Annotated in this window: 15 protein-coding genes, 1 tRNA gene and 1 pseudogene; 12 read left to right on the plus strand and 5 right to left on the minus strand. The window is 69.7% G+C overall.

Annotated features, from left to right (window positions below):
• Positions 1–103: 103 nt before the first annotated feature.
• Positions 104–412, minus strand: a complete 309-nt coding sequence (locus JJJ14_RS12305) for a thiamine-binding protein (protein WP_201444297.1) — start codon at positions 410–412, stop codon at positions 104–106.
• 29 nt (positions 413–441) lie between these two features.
• Here JJJ14_RS12305 and JJJ14_RS12310 point away from each other — a divergent pair.
• Positions 442–585 (plus strand): annotated as a pseudogene (locus JJJ14_RS12310) (carboxymuconolactone decarboxylase family protein); the annotation flags it as partial.
• A 289-nt stretch (positions 586–874) separates the two neighbouring features.
• On the opposite strand, the gene JJJ14_RS12315 reads toward JJJ14_RS12310, so the two are convergent.
• Positions 875–2458: an aspartate:alanine exchanger family transporter gene (locus JJJ14_RS12315; RefSeq protein ID WP_201444298.1), complete on the minus strand. Its 1584-nt coding sequence runs from the start codon at positions 2456–2458 to the stop codon at positions 875–877.
• 271 nt (positions 2459–2729) lie between these two features.
• On the opposite strand from JJJ14_RS12315, the gene JJJ14_RS12320 reads away from it, so the two are divergent.
• The 3 genes from JJJ14_RS12320 to JJJ14_RS12330 all read left to right on the plus strand — a co-directional run bounded on the left by JJJ14_RS12320 (position 2730) and on the right by JJJ14_RS12330 (position 6032).
• The gene (locus tag JJJ14_RS12320; protein ID WP_201444299.1) at positions 2730–5120 is read left to right on the plus strand and encodes a carbon starvation CstA family protein; all 2391 of its coding nucleotides are present in this window, start codon (positions 2730–2732) and stop codon (positions 5118–5120) included.
• On the plus strand, positions 5117–5404 hold the full coding sequence (locus JJJ14_RS12325; RefSeq protein WP_185988922.1) for a CstA-like transporter-associated (seleno)protein: 288 nt from the start codon (positions 5117–5119) through the stop codon (positions 5402–5404). Before JJJ14_RS12320 ends, JJJ14_RS12325 begins: the two co-directional genes overlap by 4 nt.
• A gap of 88 nt (positions 5405–5492) precedes the next feature.
• Positions 5493–6032: a VanZ family protein gene (locus JJJ14_RS12330; RefSeq protein ID WP_236592846.1), complete on the plus strand. Its 540-nt coding sequence runs from the start codon at positions 5493–5495 to the stop codon at positions 6030–6032.
• Between the two features lie 292 nt (positions 6033–6324).
• Here the strand turns inward: JJJ14_RS12330 and JJJ14_RS12335 are convergent.
• Positions 6325–6408: transfer RNA gene (locus JJJ14_RS12335), tRNA-Leu, on the minus strand.
• 257 nt (positions 6409–6665) lie between these two features.
• Between JJJ14_RS12335 and JJJ14_RS12340 the strand changes: the two genes are divergently transcribed.
• The 7 genes from JJJ14_RS12340 to pknB are packed head-to-tail and all read left to right on the plus strand — an operon-like array spanning position 6666 to position 15631.
• The gene (locus JJJ14_RS12340; protein WP_003788601.1) at positions 6666–7373 is read left to right on the plus strand and encodes an FhaA domain-containing protein; all 708 of its coding nucleotides are present in this window, start codon (positions 6666–6668) and stop codon (positions 7371–7373) included.
• Positions 7370–7846: an FHA domain-containing protein FhaB/FipA gene (locus tag JJJ14_RS12345; protein WP_003788599.1), complete on the plus strand. Its 477-nt coding sequence runs from the start codon at positions 7370–7372 to the stop codon at positions 7844–7846. The genes JJJ14_RS12340 and JJJ14_RS12345 overlap by 4 nt, the downstream gene beginning before the upstream one ends.
• A complete protein-coding gene (locus tag JJJ14_RS12350) occupies positions 7843–9264 on the plus strand; it encodes a PP2C family protein-serine/threonine phosphatase (RefSeq protein ID WP_101559236.1) in 1422 nt (473 codons plus the stop codon). Before JJJ14_RS12345 ends, JJJ14_RS12350 begins: the two co-directional genes overlap by 4 nt.
• Position 9265: 1 nt before the next feature.
• On the plus strand, positions 9266–10963 hold the full coding sequence (locus JJJ14_RS12355; RefSeq protein WP_201444301.1) for an FtsW/RodA/SpoVE family cell cycle protein: 1698 nt from the start codon (positions 9266–9268) through the stop codon (positions 10961–10963).
• Complete coding sequence (locus tag JJJ14_RS12360) at positions 10960–12462, plus strand: peptidoglycan D,D-transpeptidase FtsI family protein (protein WP_201444302.1); 1503 nt, start codon at positions 10960–10962, stop codon at positions 12460–12462. The genes JJJ14_RS12355 and JJJ14_RS12360 overlap by 4 nt, the downstream gene beginning before the upstream one ends.
• Positions 12459–13586, plus strand: coding sequence for a serine/threonine-protein kinase (locus JJJ14_RS12365; protein ID WP_075253675.1), 1128 nt, complete (start codon positions 12459–12461; stop codon positions 13584–13586). Before JJJ14_RS12360 ends, JJJ14_RS12365 begins: the two co-directional genes overlap by 4 nt.
• Complete coding sequence (gene pknB / locus JJJ14_RS12370) at positions 13583–15631, plus strand: Stk1 family PASTA domain-containing Ser/Thr kinase (RefSeq protein WP_201444303.1); 2049 nt, start codon at positions 13583–13585, stop codon at positions 15629–15631. Before JJJ14_RS12365 ends, pknB begins: the two co-directional genes overlap by 4 nt.
• Before the next feature lie 822 nt (positions 15632–16453).
• On the opposite strand, the gene JJJ14_RS12375 is transcribed toward pknB, so the two are convergent.
• Together JJJ14_RS12375 and JJJ14_RS12380 are read right to left on the minus strand one after the other, a co-directional pair.
• Positions 16454–17215, minus strand: a complete 762-nt coding sequence (locus tag JJJ14_RS12375; protein WP_101559240.1) for a response regulator — start codon at positions 17213–17215, stop codon at positions 16454–16456.
• A 134-nt stretch (positions 17216–17349) separates the two neighbouring features.
• Positions 17350–18630, minus strand: a complete 1281-nt coding sequence (locus JJJ14_RS12380; protein ID WP_236592847.1) for a sensor histidine kinase — start codon at positions 18628–18630, stop codon at positions 17350–17352.
• A 789-nt stretch (positions 18631–19419) separates the two neighbouring features.
• On the opposite strand from JJJ14_RS12380, the gene JJJ14_RS12385 reads away from it, so the two are divergent.
• Positions 19420–20181, plus strand: a complete 762-nt coding sequence (locus JJJ14_RS12385) for a DUF4352 domain-containing protein (protein WP_201444305.1) — start codon at positions 19420–19422, stop codon at positions 20179–20181.
• Positions 20182–20214 lie beyond the last annotated feature (33 nt).

Consider the following 20214-nt stretch of genomic DNA (forward strand, 5'->3'; position numbering starts at 1 on the left):
CGCCCGGCGCCTCACCGACTTTTTCTTCACAGATCGACCGTTTCTTCAGAATCGACCCGGAGCCGCGTCGTTTATGAAGTTTTGGTCGATTTGCCGGGCCCGCTCAGTCAGCCTCGCGCAGGCGGGCCTCGACGCGCTCGACCTTCGCTGCCATCTGGCCGGTCCAGCCGGGGCGGATGTCGGCCTTGAGGACGAGCGCCACGCGCGGGCTCACCTCGGCGACCGCCTCGCAGGCCCGCTTGACCACGTCCATGCACTCATCCCACTCGCCCTCGACCGTGGTGAACATCGACGTCGTCTCATAAGGCAGGCCGGAGTCGCGCACCACGCGCACAGCCCGGGCCACCGCCTCGGAGACAGAGCCGTCAGGGGCGTCAGTGGTGGTCGGGGACACGGAGAAGGCGACAAGCATGCAGCCAGGCTATCCCCGCGCCGCCGCCCGGGGCCGCCCTCAACGTGGGGCTGACCCGTGAGGAGATCGTCGAGGCGATCCTGCACGCCTCGGTCTACGCCGGTTTCCCGCGGGCGCTCAACGCCACTTTCGTGGCCCGCGAGGTCTTCGCCGGGCGCGACGCGACCGACTGATCGTCCGCATCGGCCCGTATCGCACGACCTCAGCAGGTCGCCAAAGAGGCGTGCGTGTCCACATCGGAGACAAAGGCGGGCTCCACGTGCACACCGCCGTGAATGAACCGCATGATTCCGCGGTTCTATTGACGGCCTCATCGGGCCGCAGGCTTCTTTGTCACCGATGTGGACACCAAGGCTGACTCGGACCGGCTCCGACCACCCAAGAAGCGCTCCTTCGTACACCGTCGCCCGGATCCGGCGGCCCAGGAGGCACTCCCCCGCCCACCACCGTCAGGATCCGCACCTACAGCGCCACGAGGACCTGAACCATGACGATCTTGACGACGATGGCCAGGGCGAACAGGGTCGCGTACCCGGCCTCGATGCGCTCGTCATCGCGTTTGGACAGGGCGAAGGCGAGGATCGCGGGCTGCCCGACGAGCCCGGCCAGGCCACCGGAGGCGCGCTGCGCGGACACCCCGGCCCACCGCGCCCCGGCCAGCAGGACGATCGCATTGACCACCACAATGAGCGCGGCGAGCACCCCCACCTTGAGTCCCGTCATCGAGAAGGCCGAGGCCGCGAAGTCCGGCCCCGAGGCCAGCCCGATCGCGGCCAGGAAGAACAGCAGCCCCAGCTGGCGGATGGTGGAGTTGGCGGCGTGCGGCAGCCCCCACACGAAGGGCCCGGTGCGCCCCACCCACCCCAGGACCATGCCGACGACGAGCGGCCCGGCCGCCACCCCGAGCCGCAGCGTGATGCCACCGGGCAGCGGGATCGCCACCAGCCCCAGGAGCACCCCGAGCGCCATGCCGGCCCCGACGGAGAAGGCGTCGATCTGGGCGATGGAGCGCTCGGAGTCGCCGAACCAGTCGGCGGCCTTCTCCAGCTCGTCGCTGGGGACGACCGCCAGCACCCGGTCGCCGAGCTCCAGGACGAGGTCCTCGCGGGCCAGCAGGTCCAGGTCGCCGCGCTTGACGCGGGTGATGACGCCCTGGAAGCGCCCGGGCATGTCTACCTCGGCGATCGTGCGCCCGGCCACCCGTGTCGAGGAGACGGTCAGGCGCCGGAAGTCGACGGCGGTGCGGTCCTTGGCCAGGCAGTTGTGGAGCCCGGTGCCCAGGTCGTGCATGGCGGACTCGACGGCGGCCGGCGCCCCGACGATGACGACCTTGTCCCCGGGCAACAGCTCCTCACCGGGGGCCACGACCCGGGTCTCGCCGTCGCGCTCCAGGTAGGAGATGCGGATGCGGCCCTCCTTGAAGGCCTTCATCTCGCCCAGGGCCACCCGCTGCAGGAGGTAGACGCTGGTGGCGGTGATGCCGTCGGCGCTGGCGGGCCGCGGGTCGCGCCGCCCGGGCCAGGTGCGCCCCACGACCCCGGCCACGATGAGGATGGCGACGGCGACGCCCACGGGGTAGGCCAGGGCGTAGCCGACGGCGGGCTCCTGGGTGCCGGCCGCCTCGATGGCGGCGTCGAGCACCGGTGAGGTCAGGGCCCCCGCGTAGGCGCCGGAGTCCATGGCGGGGCTCACCCCGGTCAGGTGGGAGTAGAGGCCGCCCGCCACGCCGGCGATCACGAGCGCGACGACGCACAGGGCCATGAGCGGCAGCTGCCTGCGCAGGTCGCGGAAGAAGGTGTTGCCGGCAGCCAGGCCCACCGTGTAGCAGAACAGGGCCAGGCCGAGGCTTCGCAGCAGGGTGAGGTCGGCGCCGAGCCGGGGGTCGAGGGCGCCCACCGCGAGGCCCACGAAGAGCGCCCCGGCGGCGCCGAAGCGGATCGGCCCCAGCGGGATCTGCCCGACGGCGGTCCCCAGGCCGATGACGAGGAAGACGGTGAGGATCGGCGCCTGCGCGAGGACGTCGAGAACGGGATGGAGCACGGACACGACGCCAGGGTAGTCGCAGGCCCCGGGCACCCCGAACCCCGCGCACCGGTCCCGACCCGGGCCCGCCGGCGTCATGCGCGACGCCGCACAGCAGCCACCGGAAGCATTATTCAATAGGTGGGATAAATGGTGCTGATATCGGAGCAGAAAGACGAACGCCCCGCCGCTGGTCTCACGATTGCTTCCTTTCCGCCACCAGGAGGAATACCCTGGGAGAGTCACCGCAGACGATGACGTCACACCTTTTCTCGACGACGAGAACGGAATCCCGATGCCCCAGAAAGAAGCCTCTCTGCCGACCTACTCACCGGAGGAGGAGAAGCGGATCATCCGCAACGCCGACGGCGTCCCCGTCGGCATACGTCCTGACAATCGATGGACACCCGTACGGATCGCCACATGGGTGGCCATCACTGCCCTGGGCGTCCTGGGGTGGTGGATGCTGGCGGTCGTGCGCGGCGAGCACGTCAACACCATCTGGTTCGTGGTCACCGCCGTGTGCACCTACGCGATCGGGTACCGCTTCTACGCCCTCTACATCCAGCGGCGCATCATGCGCCCCGACGACACCAACGCCACCCCGGCCGAGCGCATCAACAACGGGCGCGATTTCGACCCCACCCACCGCGTCGTCCTCTACGGCCACCACTTCGCGGCCATCGCCGGCGCCGGCCCGCTGGTCGGCCCGGTCCTGGCCGCCCAGATGGGCTACCTGCCCGGCACCCTGTGGATCATCATCGGCGTGCTCGTGGCCGGCGCCGTCCAGGACATGCTCGTCCTGTTCTTCTCCATGCGCCGCGGCGGCCGCTCCCTGGGCCAGATGGCCACTGACGAGATCGGCCGGATCGGCGGCATCGTGGCGACCATCGTCGTCTTCGTCATGCTCATGATCGTCCTGGCGGTCCTGGCCATGGTCTGCGTCAACGCCCTGGCCGCCTCCCCCTGGGGAGTCTTCTCGGTGGGTATGACCATCCCGATCGCCATCGGGATGGGCCTGTGGCTGCGCTTCGTCCAGCCCGGCAAGATCACCCAGGTCTCCTTCGTCGGCTTCGGCCTGCTCATCGCCGTCATCATCGGCGGGCGCTGGGTGGCCGAGTCACCCCTGGGCCACTACCTGCACCTGTCCCCCAAGACCCTGGTGTGGGCCATGATTGTCTACGGCTTCCTGGCCGCGGTCCTGCCGGTGTGGGTCCTGCTCACCCCGCGTGACTACCTGTCGACCTTCATGAAGGTCGGCACGATCACGATCCTGGCCCTGGGCATCATCATCGTGCGCCCCCTGGTGGAGATGTCCGCCGTCACCGAGTTCGCCTTCAACACCGCGGGCCCGGTCTTCGCCGGCACCCTCTTCCCCTTCCTGTTCATCACCATCGCCTGCGGTGCCCTGTCCGGCATGCACGCCATGGTCTCCTCGGGCACCAGCCCCAAGATGGTGGAGAAGGAGACTCAGGTCCGCATGATCGGCTACGGCGGCATGCTCATGGAGTCCTTCGTGGCGATCATGGCGCTGGCCGCCGCGGTCTCGCTGAGCCCGGGCATCTACTTCTCCATGAACACCTCGACGGCGACCATGAATAAGCTCGCCGGCCCCGAGACGGTGGCCGCCGCCCCCTGCAAGACCACCGACGACCCCGAGCACCACTGCGAGAAGCTCGCCGAGGTCGCCGTCGGCAACCTCGGCGTCACCGATGCCCAGGGCCGCAAGCCCACCCCCGAGTGGGACTCCTGGGACGACAACGGCAACCCCAAGACCTACACGGGTGCCGAGGCCCTGGAGCGCCTGGCCAGCGACGTCGGCGAGCCCAACGTCGTCTCGCGCACCGGCGGCGCCCCCACCCTGTCGGTGGGCATCGCCCACATCCTCCACCAGATCGGCGGAGGCCGGGCCATGATGGGCTTCTGGTACCACTTCGCCATCATGTTCGAGGCCCTGTTCATCCTCTCGGCCGTCGACGCCGTCACCCGCGTGGCCCGCTTCCAGCTCTCCGACGCGCTGGGCAACGCCTTCCCCAAGTTCAAGGACCCGTCCTGGCACGTGGGCGCCTGGGGGACCACGGCGGTCGTCGTCGCCTCCTGGGGGGCACTGCTCCTCATGGGTGTCACCGACCCGCGCGGCGGCATCCAGACGCTCTACCCGCTGTTCGGTATCGCCAACCAGCTCATCGCGGCCGTGGCGCTCCTGGTGGTCACCGTCATGGTGGTGCGCAAGGGCTACACGAAGTGGGTGTGGATCCCCGCGATCCCGCTGGTCTTCGACACGGCCGTCACCTTCACGGCCTCGTGGCAGAAGATCTTCTCCAGCGACCCGCTCGTGGGCTACTTCCAGCAGCATCAGGAGGCCGTGGCCAAGCTGGGCACACTCACCGACCCGGCCAAGATCGAGGAGACCCGGGCGATCGTGCGCAACACGATGATTCAGGGGACGCTGTCGATCATCTTCCTGGTCATGGTGGCCTTCGTCATGGTCTGCGCCCTCATCCGCATCGTCCAGACGCTCCGCAACCGGGACACGACGACGTCGGAGGACCCGTACCAGGAGTCCAACTTCTACGCGCCCGAGACGATGATCGCCTCCTCGCTCATGAAGAAGGTCTCCCGGGAGTACGAGCAGGTGGGCGACCCGGCCCTCATCCCGCACAAGGCCCACGCGGAGAAGTCATGACACCTTCTCCTTCGACGCCGCAGCCGGCGGATCGGGCAAGCGCCCGACATCGGGTCCGCCAGGTCCTGACCCGGGCCCGCACCCTGTGGCGGGACATGACCGGGGAGTCCGCCTATGACCGCTACCTGGAGCGCTACGCCCGCGAGCACGCGCAGTGCCCCCACGGACACGGGGGCGCCCACAGTTCTGAGCACGGCTCCGGGCACGGCCCCATGAGTGAGCGCGAGTTCTGGCGCGCCCGGGCCAAGCAGGCCGAGACGGAGATCAACGCCAGCTGCTGCTGAGCCGGGGCCGCTCCCGCACTCCGATGTGCTCTGATCGTTACCGCCCGCCTTCCGGGGTTCCCGGAGGGCGGGCGGTAGCGTCGTGAGCGTGCCCGCCCAGCAGCCCGCGCCCGACGCACTGACGTCCGCCGAGTCCCCTGACACCTCCTGGGGGACATCACCGGCGTCGGCCGCTTCGCCGTCGGCCGGCCGCGCCACGGACCTCCAGCCCTCCAAGACTCATCCCCCGGGCCGGGCCTCCTACGAGCGGATCGCCCGCGTCGCGGCGGTCATCCTCCTGGCCATCGTCTGCGTGGCGGTGGTGTGGCCCTCCGGGCGCGAGGTCGCCGAGCTCAAGGACACCATGGGACCGGGCTTCCTCAGCTCCGAGGGCAAGGACATCGTCCTCAACCTGGTGATGCTGGCGCCGGCCACCTTCTGCGCGGTCGTAGGCTGGCGGGACATCCCCTGGTGGATGTGGGCGCTGGTCGGCTGCGTGGTCGGGCTGAGCGCCGAGGTGCTCCAGAGCCTCCTGCCGATGCTGGAACGGCGCCCCTCGCTGGCCAATGTCGGTCAGAACGCCGTCGGCGCCTGGATCGGGGCCCTGGCCGCCTGGTACCTCCTGCGCCGCCTGCACGCGCGGCAGTAGAACCCACCCCCGTGCAGTAGGCCGACCCGCGGCCCGGTGTCCACCAGGCTGACATTGGCGGCCCCGCCGTCGAAGCGTCCAGAGGGAATCCGTGGAATTCCGGGGTTTCTCTGCTCCGTGCGGCACCGGCACAAGGCCAATGTCAGCTCTGTGGACACTGACGCCCCGTCGGACCTCTTCCATCGGGCCACCCGCCGCCTTCTGAGCAACCGGCACGCCCGCCCGGCGCAAAGCGACAAGAGAACGGGATGGCGAAAGGCCCGGACCATGTGGCCCGGGCCTTTCCGTTCTGTGCGCGGGGGGGGACTCGAACCCCCATGATCGTAAGATCACACGGACCTGAACCGTGCGCGTCTACCAATTCCGCCACTCGCGCGAGAAGCGAGCATGAGACTAGCCTGCCATCGCCGCCCGCGTCCAATCCTCACCGCCATATCCGGCCGTGAGACCGCTCACGACACAATTACCTCACACAGAGGGGGCCGTCTTCCCTGCGATGGCTTCGCTACCGTTACGATGGGAACGGTATCGGCCTGCACGCAGGTCCGTGCAGGCCCATAGCGAGGCGGGACAGTCCCGTCTCCCGGCTCCATCCCGGGGGCCGCCACACCATATTTGGGGGAGGTACTGTCCATGGGATTCCTGGACAAGTTCGAGAAGGGCGTCGAGAACGTCACGAACCGCGCCATGTCCCGTTTCTCGGACGACATCGAGCCCATCGAGATCGCCTCGAAGCTCCGCGAGACCATGGACAAGCGCGCCGCGTCCTTCGCCCGCGACCGCTCCGTGGTTCCCAACATCTTCCGCATCCACCTCACCCCGCCGAGTATTGAGCGCATCACCGCCTGGGGCCAGGACGAGATGGTGCGTCAGATGGAGGAGGTCGCCACCTCGCACGCCGCGGACCAGGGCTACTCCTTCGTCGGCCCGGTGGAGGTCTCCTTCCTCGTCAACAACAACCCCAACGCCCCGGCCATCGAGATCGAGTCCTCCACGCGACGCGGCGCCGCCGCCCCGGCCGCCTCCGCCACCGCCACCCCGGCGCACCCGATCGTCGACATCAACGGCCAGCGCTACCTGCTCACCGGACCGGTCACCGTCATCGGCCGCGGCTCGGAGGCGGACATCATCGTCGACGACTCCGGCGTCTCCCGCCGTCACCTGGAGATCCGCCTGACGCACGGCAACGCCATCGCCAGCGACCTGGGCTCCACCAACGGCACCTTCGTCGAGGGCCAGCGGGTCGACGCCGTCACGCTCGTGGACGGCAACACCCTCACCATCGGCCGCACCCAGATCCTGTTCTGGGATGGCACCCAGAACAGCGGAGTCAACGGTTGAGCGCACTCGCCTTCACGATCCTGCGGCTGGGCTATCTGGTCCTGCTCTGGTTCTTCCTGTACCTCATCGTGCGCGTCATGCGCCGCGATATGGCCGACTCCCCCGTCGCCGGCCCGTCACGTCGACGCTCCGCGGGCGGCTCCGAGCAGCCCTCGGGCCCACCCCCCAGGGGCCGACGCCGCAGCGCCACCCGCCTGGTCATCACCGAGGGCCCCCTGGCCGGCTCGACCGTGCCCCTGAGCCCCTCGTCGATCATCATCGGCCGCTCACCCTCCTGCACCCTGGTCCTCGATGACTCCTACGCCTCATCGCGCCACGCCCGCGTCTTCCCCAAGGACGGCGCCTGGTGGCTGGAGGACCTGGGATCCACCAACGGAACCATGATGGACGGCCGCCCCGTGCACGGCGCCGTGGAGCTCCCCATGAACATTCCTGTCCGAATCGGCCAAACGACGCTGGAGCTGCGCTCATGACCATCTCCCTGCGCTTCGCCGCACGCTCCGACGTCGGCCTGGTCCGCCAGTCCAACCAGGACTCGGGCTACGCCGGCCCCCACCTGTGCCTTCTGTGCGACGGGATGGGCGGACCTGCGGGCGGAGACATCGCCTCGGCGGTCGCCGTCGAGCACCTCATGCCCCTGGACGCCGACTCCCACCAGGCCGGTGAGCTGTTGGGCCTCATGCGCGACGCCGTCCAGGCCGCCCACACCGAGCTCGTCACCCTGTCCTCGCAGGACCCCGACCTCGCCGGCCTGGGCACCACCTGCATCGGCGTCATGCGCAGCGGCAACAAGCTCGCCATGGTCCACGTGGGCGACTCGCGCGCCTACATGCTGCGCGACGGCACCCTCACCCAGGTCACCACCGACCACACCTTCGTGGAGTACCTCGTGGAGACCGGGCGCCTGACCCGGGACCAGGCCCGCCAGCACCCCCAGCGCTCAGTCCTCCTGCGCGTCCTGGGGGACACCGAGGGCGAGGTCCAGCTCGACGAGTCGATCCGCGAGGCCGTTCCCGGCGACCGCTGGCTGCTGTGCTCCGACGGCCTGAGCGGCCCGGTGACCGCCGAGACCATCGGTGAGGTCCTGGCCGGCGTCGCCGACCCCGGTCAGGCCGCCGACCAGCTCATCGACCTGGCCCTGCGCGCTGGCGGACCGGACAACGTCACCGCCGTCGTCTTCGACGTCGTCAAGGACGACCCTGAGCCCCAGACCGTCCCACAGGTGGTGGGCAGTGCCGCCACCGAGCGCCTGGCCCAGGAGCGCGCCGCCGCAGCCCACCGTGCCGGTGAGGAGCAGGCCGAGGCCAAGGACACCGAGGCCGCCAGCCCCGCCGCCAAGGCCGCAGCCCTCATGGCCACCCTGGAGGACAAGCCCGAGGCCGCCTCCGCCAAGGAGTCCTCCGAGGTCGACGAGGCCATCGCCGCCGAGGCCGCCACCCAGGAGAAGGCCCGACGCCGCCACCGCCGTCGGGTCCTCGTGGGCAGCCTCGTCCTGCTGGCCACGCTCGTCGGCGCCAGCGCCCTGTTCTACCGCTGGACCCAGACCCGCTACTACGTCTCCACCTACAAGGGCGAGGTCGCCATCTACCAGGGGATCCCCCAGTCCGTCGGCCCGCTCAAGCTGAGCCACTCGGTCAAGACCTACGCGGACCTGCCCGTGGAGTCCCTCGATCACAACATCCGCGAGCGCCTGGAGGCCACCGTCACCCAGTCGTCAATGAGCGCTGCGGAGACCTACGTGGACAAGACGGTCCGCTCCTACCGCAAGCAGGCCCCCGCCCCGCAGGGCACCGCGAGCCCCACGGCCAAGCCCTCCTCCTCGTCCTCCTCCACCCCGTCGCCGGCCTCCGCCGCACCGACCCAGCCCGCCAAGCCCGGGCAGGAGGGGTGAGATGACTGCTGCTCCCGGTCCCCTGGGCGCCCCCGCGGGCGTCGCGACCATCCAGCCCGCCGGCGTCGCTCGATACTCGGGACGCTGGGCGGAGGCGGCGCTGCTCGGCGTCGCCCTGGTCCTGGGGCTGGGCGGCTTCGTGCTCACCGCTCTCAACCGCACGGGTTCCTCCCCGGCGCAGACCGTGGGCGTGGCGATCGCCTTCCTCGTCCTGACCGTCCTCATGCACCTGTGCGTGCGCTACGCCGCCCCGTGGGCCGATCCGGTGCTCCTGCCGACGGCGGTAGCGCTCAACGGGATCGGCCTGGCCATGATCCGGCGCTTGGATCTGGCCTATGAGGTCAACGAGCAGTGGCAGTTCTATGTGGGCTCCAAGCAGCTGGTCTGGACGCTGCTGGGCGTCATCCTCTTCGCCGTCACGCTCCTCCTGCTGCGCGACTACCGGCGCCTGCGGCGCTGGGACCGGTGGGCCATGTGGTCCGGCCTGGTCTTCCTCGTCCTTCCCTTCATCCCGGGGATCGGCCAGAGCATCAACGGCGCCCGCATCTGGATCCGGATCGGCCCGATGAGCTTCCAGCCGGCCGAGCTGTCCAAGGTGCTGCTGGCGGTCTTCTTCGCCTCCTACCTCGTGGCCAACCGGGACAACCTGGCCCTGGCGGGCCGCAAGGTCCTGTGGATGAGCCTGCCGCGCGCCCGGCACCTGGGCCCCCTGTTCATCGTGTGGGGCGTGAGCATCGGCGTCCTGGTCCTCCAGAAGGACCTGGGTTCCTCGGTGCTGCTGTTCGGCCTGTTCGTCGTCGTCCTGTACGTGGCCACTGACCGGCCCTCCTGGCTGCTCATCGGTGCCGCCCTGTTCCTCCCGGCGGCCTGGTTCGCGGCCACGCACCTCAACCACGTCCAGCAGCGCATCAACGGCTGGCTCCACGCCACCGACAATGCCGTGTACAACGCCGCGGGCGGCTCCTGGCAGCTGCTGACGGGCATGTTCGGGATGTCCACCGGCGGGCTCATGGGCGCCGGCTGGGGCAAGGGCTCACCGACCCTGGTCACCTTCGCCAACTCCGACTTCATCTTCGCCTCACTGGGTGAGGAGCTGGGGCTGACCGGCACGCTCGTCCTCCTCATGCTCTACCTCGTCCTCATCCAGCGGGGACTGCGCACCGCCGTACTGCTGCGCGACGGCTTCGGCAAGCTCCTGGCCGTGGGCCTGTCCTTCGCCATCGCCCTGCAGATCTTCGTGGTCATCGGCGGTGTCACCCGGCTCATCCCGCTGACGGGGCTGACCCTGCCCTTCCTGGCCTATGGCGGCTCCTCACTCATCGCCAACTGGATCATTCTGGCTCTCCTGCTGCGCCTGTCCGACGCCGCCCGGCGGCCAGCCACCCACGCACCGCGGATCATCGACACCGCCGAGCTGCCGCTGTCCCTGCGCCGTCGGGTCCAGGACGCCGGGGCCGAGGAGTCGATGGCCCAGGCCGCCGACGACGCACCGGCTGGAGGCGCACCGGCTGACGCCGGGGGCTACGCCTCCCCGTCGGCCGCACCCGGCTTCGGCAGCCTGGAGGATGACGCCCGGCCCGCCGTCGCCGTCAGTCCGGAGGCGCCGCCTCCGCCGCACACCGCACCGAACGGGGAGACCCTGCGCTCATCGCGGGCCCCGGGCTTCACTGAGGACACTGACAGGAGGCAGCTGCCATGAACCGACAGATCCGTCAGGTCGCCTTCCTGGTGCTGGTCATGTTCGCCACGCTGGCCCTGTCCGTCACCAGCGTCCAGGGACTGGCCCGCCCCTCCGTGTGGGAGTCGTGGTCGGCCAACGGGGCCCTCAACTCCGACCCGCGCAACCGCCGTACCGTCAGCCGCAACTTCGACACCGAGCGGGGCCCGATCCTCCTGGCCGGCGGCACCACGATCGCCAGCACCCAGAAGTCCGACAACGGCCAGGGCTCTGAGGACTATCAGCGCGTCTACGCCAACGGGCCGCTCTACGCCCCGGTGACCGGGTACTTCTCTCCCGCCTTCGCCTCCATGACCGGCATGGAGAAGGAGGGCAACTCCGTGCTCAACGGGGACGACCCCTCCCTGTTCTCCTCCCGGATCAAGACCCTCATCACCGGTGACTCCCAGCGGGGCGGGGCCGTGGAGCTGACCATCAAGCCCGAGATCCAGCAGGCCGCCTACGACGCCCTGGCCGGGCGCGAGGGCGCCGTCGTCGCCCTGGACCCCAAGACCGGGGCCATCCTGGCGCTGGTCTCCACCCCCTCCTACGACCCCTCGGCCTTCGCGACCCGCAACGGGAACGCCGCCAATGAGGCCAATGCGACCCTCAGCCAGGACTCCTCCCGTCCTCTGGACAACCGGGCCATCGCCGGCAACCGCTACCCGCCGGGTTCGACCTTCAAGATCCTCACCACGGCGGCGGCGCTGCGCACCGGCAAGATCAAGACCGACCAGGAGGTCGACGCCCCCGACACCATCACCCTGCCGGGCACCAGCCACTCCCTGGAGAACTACGGAGGGGAGTCCTGCGGCGGCGGTCGGACCACCTTCTCCCACGCCTTCGCCGAGTCCTGCAACACTCCCTTCGCGCAACTGGCCATCAACGTCGGCGAGGAGGAGCTCTCCAAGGAGGCGAAGAACTGGGGCTTCGACTCCGACCTGTCCATCCCGTTGAAGGTCACGCCGTCGACCTACCCGCACAACGACTCCCAGGCGCAGACCGCGATGGCCGGCATCGGTCAGGCCTCGGTGCAGGCGACCCCGCTCATGATGGCGATGGTGGCCGCCACCGTAGCCAACAAGGGTGAGCAGATGACCCCCTACCTGGTCTCGCGCATCCTGGACCCCGACCTCAACGAGGTCAGCTCCACCTCCACGAAGGTGGCCCGCACCCCGATCGACTCGGCCACCGCCTCCTCCCTGTCCTCCCTCATGCAGACCGCCGTTGCCGAGGGCACGGGCACCAGCGCCCAGGTCAGCGGGGTCCAGGTGGCCGGCAAGACCGGTACCGCCGAGACCGGCACGGACAGCGGCCCCACCACCTGGTTCGTGGGCTTCGCCGGCACCGACATCGACAAGCCTGAGATCGCCCTGGCCGTCGTGCTCGACGGCAATGCGGAGACCGAGGACGGCGCCACCGGCGGCAAGATCGCCGGCCCCGTCGCCGCCCAGGTCATCGATGCGGCGGTGAACCAGTGAAACCTGTTGCCGGGCTCCAGCTCCAGGGCCGCTACGAGCTGGTCGAGCAGATCGCTCTGGGCGGCATGGGCCAGGTGTGGCGCGCCACCGACCTGCGCTCGGGCCGGGCCGTGGCCGCCAAGATCCTGCGCCCCGAGCTGACCGGTGACGAGATCTTCCTGTCCCGCCTGCGTGCGGAGGCCAAGAACTCCAAGGGGCTGCGCCACCCGAACCTCGCCGTCGTCCTGGACTCCGGGGAGAAGGACGGGACCGGCTGGCTCATCATGGAGCTCGTCCAGGGGCGCGCCCTGTCCGACATCATCGCCGAGAAGGGGACCCTGTCACCCGCGGAGATCCTGCCGGTCCTGGCGCAGGTGGCCCGCGCCCTCCAGGTCGTCCACGACTCCGGCGTCGTCCACCGGGACGTCAAGCCCTCCAACATCCTCATCAACCGCGAGGGCCTGGCCAAGCTCACCGACTTCGGCATCTCCACCGGCATCAACCAGCGCCCGCTGACGGCCTCCGGCATGGTGATGGGCACCGCCCAGTATCTCGCCCCCGAGCAGGCCATGGGGAACATGGCCACCCCGGCCGGCGACCTCTACGGACTGGGCATCATCGCCTACGAGGCCCTGGTGGGGCGGCGCCCCTTCAGCGGAGCCACCCAGGTCGATATCGCCTTCGCGCACGTCAACGAGGAGGTGCCCGCCCTCCCCGACGCCGTCCCGCCCCAGGTCCAGGCCATCATCCTCAAGCTGCTCGCCAAGAAGCCCTCCGACCGGCCGCACTCCGCCCGCGAGGTGGCCCGTGCCCTGGACCGGGCGGTGGTGAACCTGCCCACGGACGCGTGGGATCCCCGTGAGGCGCTCAGCTGGGAGTCCACTGGCCGCCGCGGCCCGCAGACCCGCGAGCTGCCCCGGCCCGCCGCCGTACGTCCCGGCCGTCACGCGGCCGAGGAGCCGACGCCGTCGCGCACCGCCCGGCACGCCTCGGGACGCTCCTTCCTCGGCCTCAACCTGCTGACGCTCAGGGCCCTCATCCCGGCGCTCTCGCTCATCACCCTGCACAGCACAGGTACGCTTGCCCATGCGCATCAGGTCGTGCCAGCCTTGATGCTGAGCATCCCTGTCAAGGAGGTACTGTGACCAGTCAGTTCCCCCAGGTCCTCGCGGGCCGTTACGAGATCCGCGACCTCATCGGACGTGGTGGTATGGCAGAGGTGCACCTCGGCTACGACACTCGCCTGTCGCGAGTCGTAGCCATCAAGTTGCTGCGTTCGGACATCGCCGGCGACCCCACCTTCCAGGCCCGCTTCCGCCGGGAGGCCCAGTCCGCGGCGGCCCTCAACCACCCCGCCGTCGTCGCCGTCTACGACTCCGGTGAGGAGGAGCTCCTCCAGCCGGGCGGCGCCAGCCGCACCGTCCCCTACATCGTCATGGAGTACATCGAGGGGCACACGGTGCGTGAGCTCCTCAGCGAGGGCGAGGCCGTCCCGATCGCGGAGGCCGCGGAGATCGTCTCCGGGGTCCTGGACGCCCTGGAGTACTCCCACCGGGTCGGGATCGTCCACCGCGACATCAAGCCCGGAAACATCATGCTGACCTCCACCGGCGCCGTGAAGGTCATGGACTTCGGCATCGCGCGGGCCATTGAGGACTCCGCCTCCACGGTCACCCAGACCCACACGGTGGTAGGCACCGCCCAGTACCTCTCCCCGGAGCAGGCCCGCGGCGAGTCCGTGGACGCCCGCTCGGACCTGTACTCCACCGGGTGTCTCCTTTACGAGCTGCTCACCGGCCAGCCGCCCTTCCAGGGCGACTCCGCCGTGGCCATCGCCTACCAGCACGTGCGGGAGATTCCCAAGCGCCCCTCCTCGCTGGCGGCCGATGTGCCCGAGTCCCTGGACCGGGTGATCCTCAAGTCCCTGGCCAAGAGCCGCGAGGACCGCTACCAGGACGCCGCCCACATGCGCGCCGACCTGCAGGCGGCCGCGCGGGGCATGTCCGTGGCCGCGCCGGCCGCCGACTCCTGGTCCCCAGCCACCTCAGTCATGGCCTCACCGGCCGCCGAACCGGTTCAGCCCACCTCTTCCTTCGCCCAGGTGCCCTCCGGGGCCTCTCCGATGCAGGCGGCCAAGGAGGCCGAAGAACCCGAGGAGAAGCCCAAGAGCCACGCCTGGGTCTGGATCCTCATGTTCCTGCTGTTCATGACCCTAGCCGTCGTCGCCGGGCTGTGGGCCGCCGGGGGCTTCGACAACCAGCCCACCCCGACGCCGAGTCCGACCATCAGCAAGGTGGAGGTCCCCGACACCTCCGGTCAGGACGAGGAATCGGCCAAGAAGACCATTGAGGACGCCGGCCTGAAGTTCGCCAAGGACGAGGTCGCCAACGAGGAGGTCGGTGCGGGACTGGCCGTCTCCTCCGACCCGGGCAAGGGCACGAAGGTCGAGCCGGGCTCCACCGTCACCGTGCACTTCTCCACCGGATCGGCGATGGTCAAGGTTCCCGACCTGTCCGGCAAGACCCAGGAGGACGCCCGCAAGGCCCTCAAGGAGGCCGGGCTCGAGGGCGGAAACACCTCCCAGGAGGACTCCGCCACGGTCGCCAAGGACCGGGTCATCTACACCAACCCGCAGGCGGGGAACTCCGTTGCGCGCGGCACCACGGTGGACCTGGTGCTCTCCACCGGGAACACCTCCGTCCCCGACGTCTCGGGCCAGGACGAGGCCACGGCGAAGAAGTCCATCGAGGACGCCGGCCTGCAGTTCAAGAGGGGTGACGACGTGGCCTCTGCTGAGGTCGAGCGCGGCAAGGCCGTCTCCTCCAACCCGGCCGCGGGCACCAGCGTCTCCGCGGGAGACACGATCACCGTGAGCTTCTCCAGCGGCGCGGCCACACAGGCGCCGACCAGTCCAGTGACGATTCCCAAGAACCTCAACGGGAAGACTGTCGAGGACGCGACTGCTGATTTGAAGAAGCTCGGACTCAACGTCACCGTGGACTACAAGTCCTCTGACAAGGTGGACGCCAATAAGGTCATCGGCACGAGCCCGAAGGCCGGAGACCAAGTGCCCGCCGGTTCGACCGTTAACCTCACGGTCTCCTCCGGTAAAGACAGTGACAACAACAATAACAACAACAACCAGCAGCAGCCAGGTAACCCCAATCCCGGCGACGGCAACGGCGGCTGAGCACCTGATGGTCCATGGCGCCGCGCGAGCGGTGTCCCCTTCGCTCAGGTGACTGGTGCTCCAGGCCTTCCTGGCCTGGGACACCAGTCACGTCCTTTCGATGGGGCCGTGTTGTGACGATCACCGTCAGCCCCGGAGGTGCAACTAGTCCTGCGCGTCGGGATGCACCCGCTGTCGTCATGTCACTCCTTGCGTGGGAGTAACCGACCCCGGGGGTCCGTCACTGACACGCCCCCGCCACCGAAGGGGACATTCCACGCGGCCGGGTGCGTGTCGTCCCGGGCGGGGGCGTTCGACGCCGTCGGGGACAGCAATCCCGTCCCCGCACGCGCAGGACGTCCCCAGCCACGGCGCCTGAGTGCGGGGTGTTCATGCCCCGTCCCAAGACACCGGTGCGTCGGGCGGGCTTCGATTGCCGCTACTCGCCTCCCCCGGCAGGGGGTGACCCGGCTGCTCGCAGTCACTCGGATGGCACCTGTCATCTACTGCACGAGGGTCGGGTGCCACTGGAGGAGGGTCGGGGATACTCCAGGTAGGTGGGGCCTTCGTGCAGTACGCACAACCCCCGACCAGTAGATCCCCGCCCTCGTGCAGTAGACCGCGCCGGAGACGGCCCAGGCCGGAACCGGCCGTCGAAACCGCAACCGCCGGACCCCACACAGACACTAGAAGGGACCAGGCAGGGAAGGCGCGGCCGGCCCCGAGCTGAGAACCCCAGATTCGCCGCCACGACCCGGCGGAGTGGATCAGGCCTGCGGCCCTGGGTGCCCGAGTCCGGCGGGTTCTCGCCACCGGCCGCTCACCGGTCGGCGTGGCTCACCCCTATCCCAGCAGCCCAGCGCGTTCGGCGAGGACCGCCAGGTGCACCCGGTTACGGGCACCGACCCGCTCCTGCGCACTGCGCAGGTGGGCCTTGACGGTTGAGACCGAGATATACAGCCGGTTCGCGATCTCCTCAGTGGTCAGTCCCTCGGCGGCCGCCGCGATGACCTCGAGCTCGCGCCGGCTGAGCCCCGCCGCCGCCTGCTGAGCCTGGGCCACGGCGTGCTGACGCTCCTGCGAGCGAAGGTCATAGGCCGCCGCCGTCGGTGCCGTCGGCTGGGAACGCACGTATCGCAGCAGCTCGGCAAGCGCCCCCGGCGAGAGCACTGACTCGCCCGCCATGACCCGACGCAGCCCGGCATGGAGCTCCTCGGAGGCGGAGTACTTGAGCAGGTACCCCACAGCACCGGCCTCAATGACGCGCACGACGGCGTCGTCGACGTCCCAGGTGGTCAGCGCCACGACGTGGGGGTGGCGCGGTGCGGCACAGATCTGACGGGTGGCCTCGATCCCGTCCATGACGGGCATGCCCAGGTCCATGAGCACGATATCGGCCTCGATACGGCCCACCACGTCGATCGCCTCACGGCCGTCACCGGCCTCGGCGACGACGACGTAGTCCTGGCTCGGCCGCAGGAGCGGCTTGATGGCGGCGCGGGTCAGTGGGTCGTCGTCGACGAGGATGACCCGCACCGGGCGGGCCGGTGCGGGGGACGCGAACCGGGAGGCCGAGGAGGCGGAGGAGGCGGAGGGATCGGGCACGGAGCCCAGCCTAGGTGCGTGCGCCGACACAATCACCATCCCAACGGCCCAGGCCCCGGATGGTGCAGCCCCGTGAACTGCGCGCCGACTGGTGTCTCCGATCTCGGGCTGTGCAGATACTGGTTGGCGGCCGCTCACCGACCGGTACGGGGCGACTCCGCCGAGCGCCAGGGCAGGTGCGCGCTCACGACGAACCTGCCCTGACCGTCGGGGCCGGCATGGAACGTACCGCCACAGATCGCCGCCCGCTGGGCCATGCCGCGCAGGCCCGAGCCGCCCTGGAGGTCACCGACGACGACTCCGGGTCCTGACGCCGCGCCTCGGTCAGTACCCGAGGTCTGAGGCGCCTCACTGGCCTCTGCCGTGTGAGCCTCCGGCTCGGTCCGAGAGATCCGGTTGGAGCAGGTGATGTCGATACCGGTGTCCGGACCGCCCTCGACGCGCAGCTGCACACTCGTACCGGGCGAGTGCTTGCGGGCGTTGGTCAGGGACTCCTGGACGATCCGGTAGACGGCTCGCGAAAGCACCTCATCGGCCTGCGCAGCGCGGTCGAGGTAGATCGAGGAACTCAGCGGCTGACGGGCGGCAAGGACCCCGTCCACCACCTCTCTGAGGTCCTCCAGGCGCGGGGCGGGCTCGACCGCCCCCACCGGCTCGCGCAGCACGGCGAGCAGGGAACGCAGGTCCCGCATGGCGCCCTGGGCCTCCTGTCGCACGCGCTGGGCGGCGGCCCGCGGATCGTCCTCACCGACGGCGCCGGCTGAGTCCGGGGCCTGCGAGCCCTCCGGGGCATTCGAGCTCTCCGACGTCTCCAGGACGCCCTGCTCCAGGGCGGCGGCGTGGAGGGCGAGCAGCGACAGGCGGTGGCCGAGTCCGTCATGCACCTCGCGAGCCACCCGCTCACGCTCAGCCTGCAGGCTGACGGTGTCCGCCAACCGGGTGGAGGTCCGGGTCTGCTCCTGGGCGGCGCGCTCGGCCCGCGCTGATGCGTCGGCCGCCTCCTGGGCGCGATGTCGGGCCTTCTTCTCCCCGTCACGCGCGCGCAGCCACAGCCCGACGCCGACCGGCAGGGACATGGCCACCACCGCGAGGAACAGCACCTGCATCACCGACACGTGGGTCACGGCGCCAGGATCGGGCGAGGCATTGACGATGGCGCCGATCATCGAGTTCCCGGTGGAGCCCTGGCTCGCATCCCGGAAGAGCGACACCAGGGTGCCGGTAGCGAGCAGCGCGCCCGTGGCCCAGGGCAAGGGGTCGCGCAGGGACCGGGCCCGGCGGACTACTGTGGTGAAGGCGATGAGTCCCACCGTGGTGTCCAGGTAGACCGCGATACCCGCGAGCGCCGAGGCGACCGTGATGGGCATCGGCCAGCGCCGGCGCAGGAAGACCGTCACGAGGAGCGCCAGCCCCACCACAAACCCTGTGACATCAAGAACTGGGTTGCTTATCTTGAGAGCCTGCTCATGACCGAAGTGGTACCCCAGTGCACACATGGAGGCGAGCAGGCACAGGGCGAAGAGGCTCAGGGATCGCAGGATTGCGAGGACAGTCCCGAGAGTGCGACGTTGTGACGGGGACAGGGACTGCGTGAACGACGGAGCCGGTCTTACAGGCGCGTACGGCACAGGGGTGGAGGGAACCGCAGTCATCGGGGGGCGGAGGCGCGGGTCCGACGCCGCAGGAGTGCCGGGAGCAGCGGAAGGAGCGGGGTATGAGGGATGCGGGGAGAGTCCCGCGTACCCCTGGTACCCCGGATATCCCGGATGGGAGGGGTAGGGGTAGGCCGGTGGGATCGGCGGGTATGGCAGGGCCCGCGCCCCGAAGGCGGGCGCAGTGGGCTCAGTCCGACCACCCCCAGGGCTACCGCTCCAGCCCGACACGGGTGGGGTGCCGGGTCCAGGAGTGGGCGGGTAGGTGGGGACTGACATGTGCTCACTGTAGAACCGGGCACTGACACGCATGATCGCCCGATAGGACACGATTCGGGCGCTACGGCGAGGGAGGCATCGTCCTTTTGGACAGTCGCGATGAGTGCCCTTTAGGACGGCCGCCTCGGACTCATCGGTCGATGTGCGCGCCGCACGGCCGGGGCCATCGTTGTTCCCGTCAGCTGATCCCGTCAGCTCCGGTGACGACACACCGTGATGGGCACTGCCGCATCCCGCTCAGTGCCTCACCTCCCGCATCTCGAAGGACCCATCATGACCAGCCCCGTCAACCCAGTCCCTTCCTCACCCGCCGGTGTCCCCTCCGGTGTCCCCGCCGTGGGCTTCCCCGCCCCGGCCGCAGGCATGGGCTTCCCCGCCCCCGAGCCGAAGCGCTCCTGGTTCGCCCGGCACAAGATCCTCACCGGTATCGGCGCCTTCGTCGCCGTCGGCATGATCGCCTCCGCACTCAACGGCGGTGGGGGCTCGGGGAACTCGAGCACTACCGCCGCCACCCTGCCGTCCATCCAGTCGATGGCCAGCGCACCCGCTCAAGCAACCGCCGGCCAGGACTCCGCAGCCGCCCCCAGCCCCCGGCAGCAGGAACCGGCAAAGGATGCCGAGAAGTCGGACTCCGCACTGAGCTTCCCCGGGAAGCAGAGCGACGACGTCGTCGGAAACGCCGGTGACACGATTGACGACGGCGGCATCAAGGTGAGCGCCACACCGGTGGCCGCGGGTGACGCCACCCTGGGTCCCACCGCCTGTTCGACCATCACGATCACCAACGGCTCCAAGAACACCCTGGACGTCAATGCCTTCGACTTCACGTTGCAGAACCCGGCCGGGGCGATCAGCAACAGCGGCTTCCTGGGGTCGAGCAACCACCTGTCCTCATCCACGCTCATCGCGGGCGGCTCGGTCAGCGGCGATGTCTGCTTCGATGCCGACGTGTCGGCCGGAGGGCAGTACGTGCTCCTTTACAAGCCCACACTCTCGCTGTTCGGGCACCGCCGGGCCTGGATCAACAACCTCTGACATCCCACGGGGTCCGCAGGTGCATCTGGCACG

The organism is Actinomyces sp. HMT 175 (assembly GCF_016694895.1).
GTDB classification, from domain to species: domain Bacteria; phylum Actinomycetota; class Actinomycetes; order Actinomycetales; family Actinomycetaceae; genus Actinomyces; species Actinomyces oris.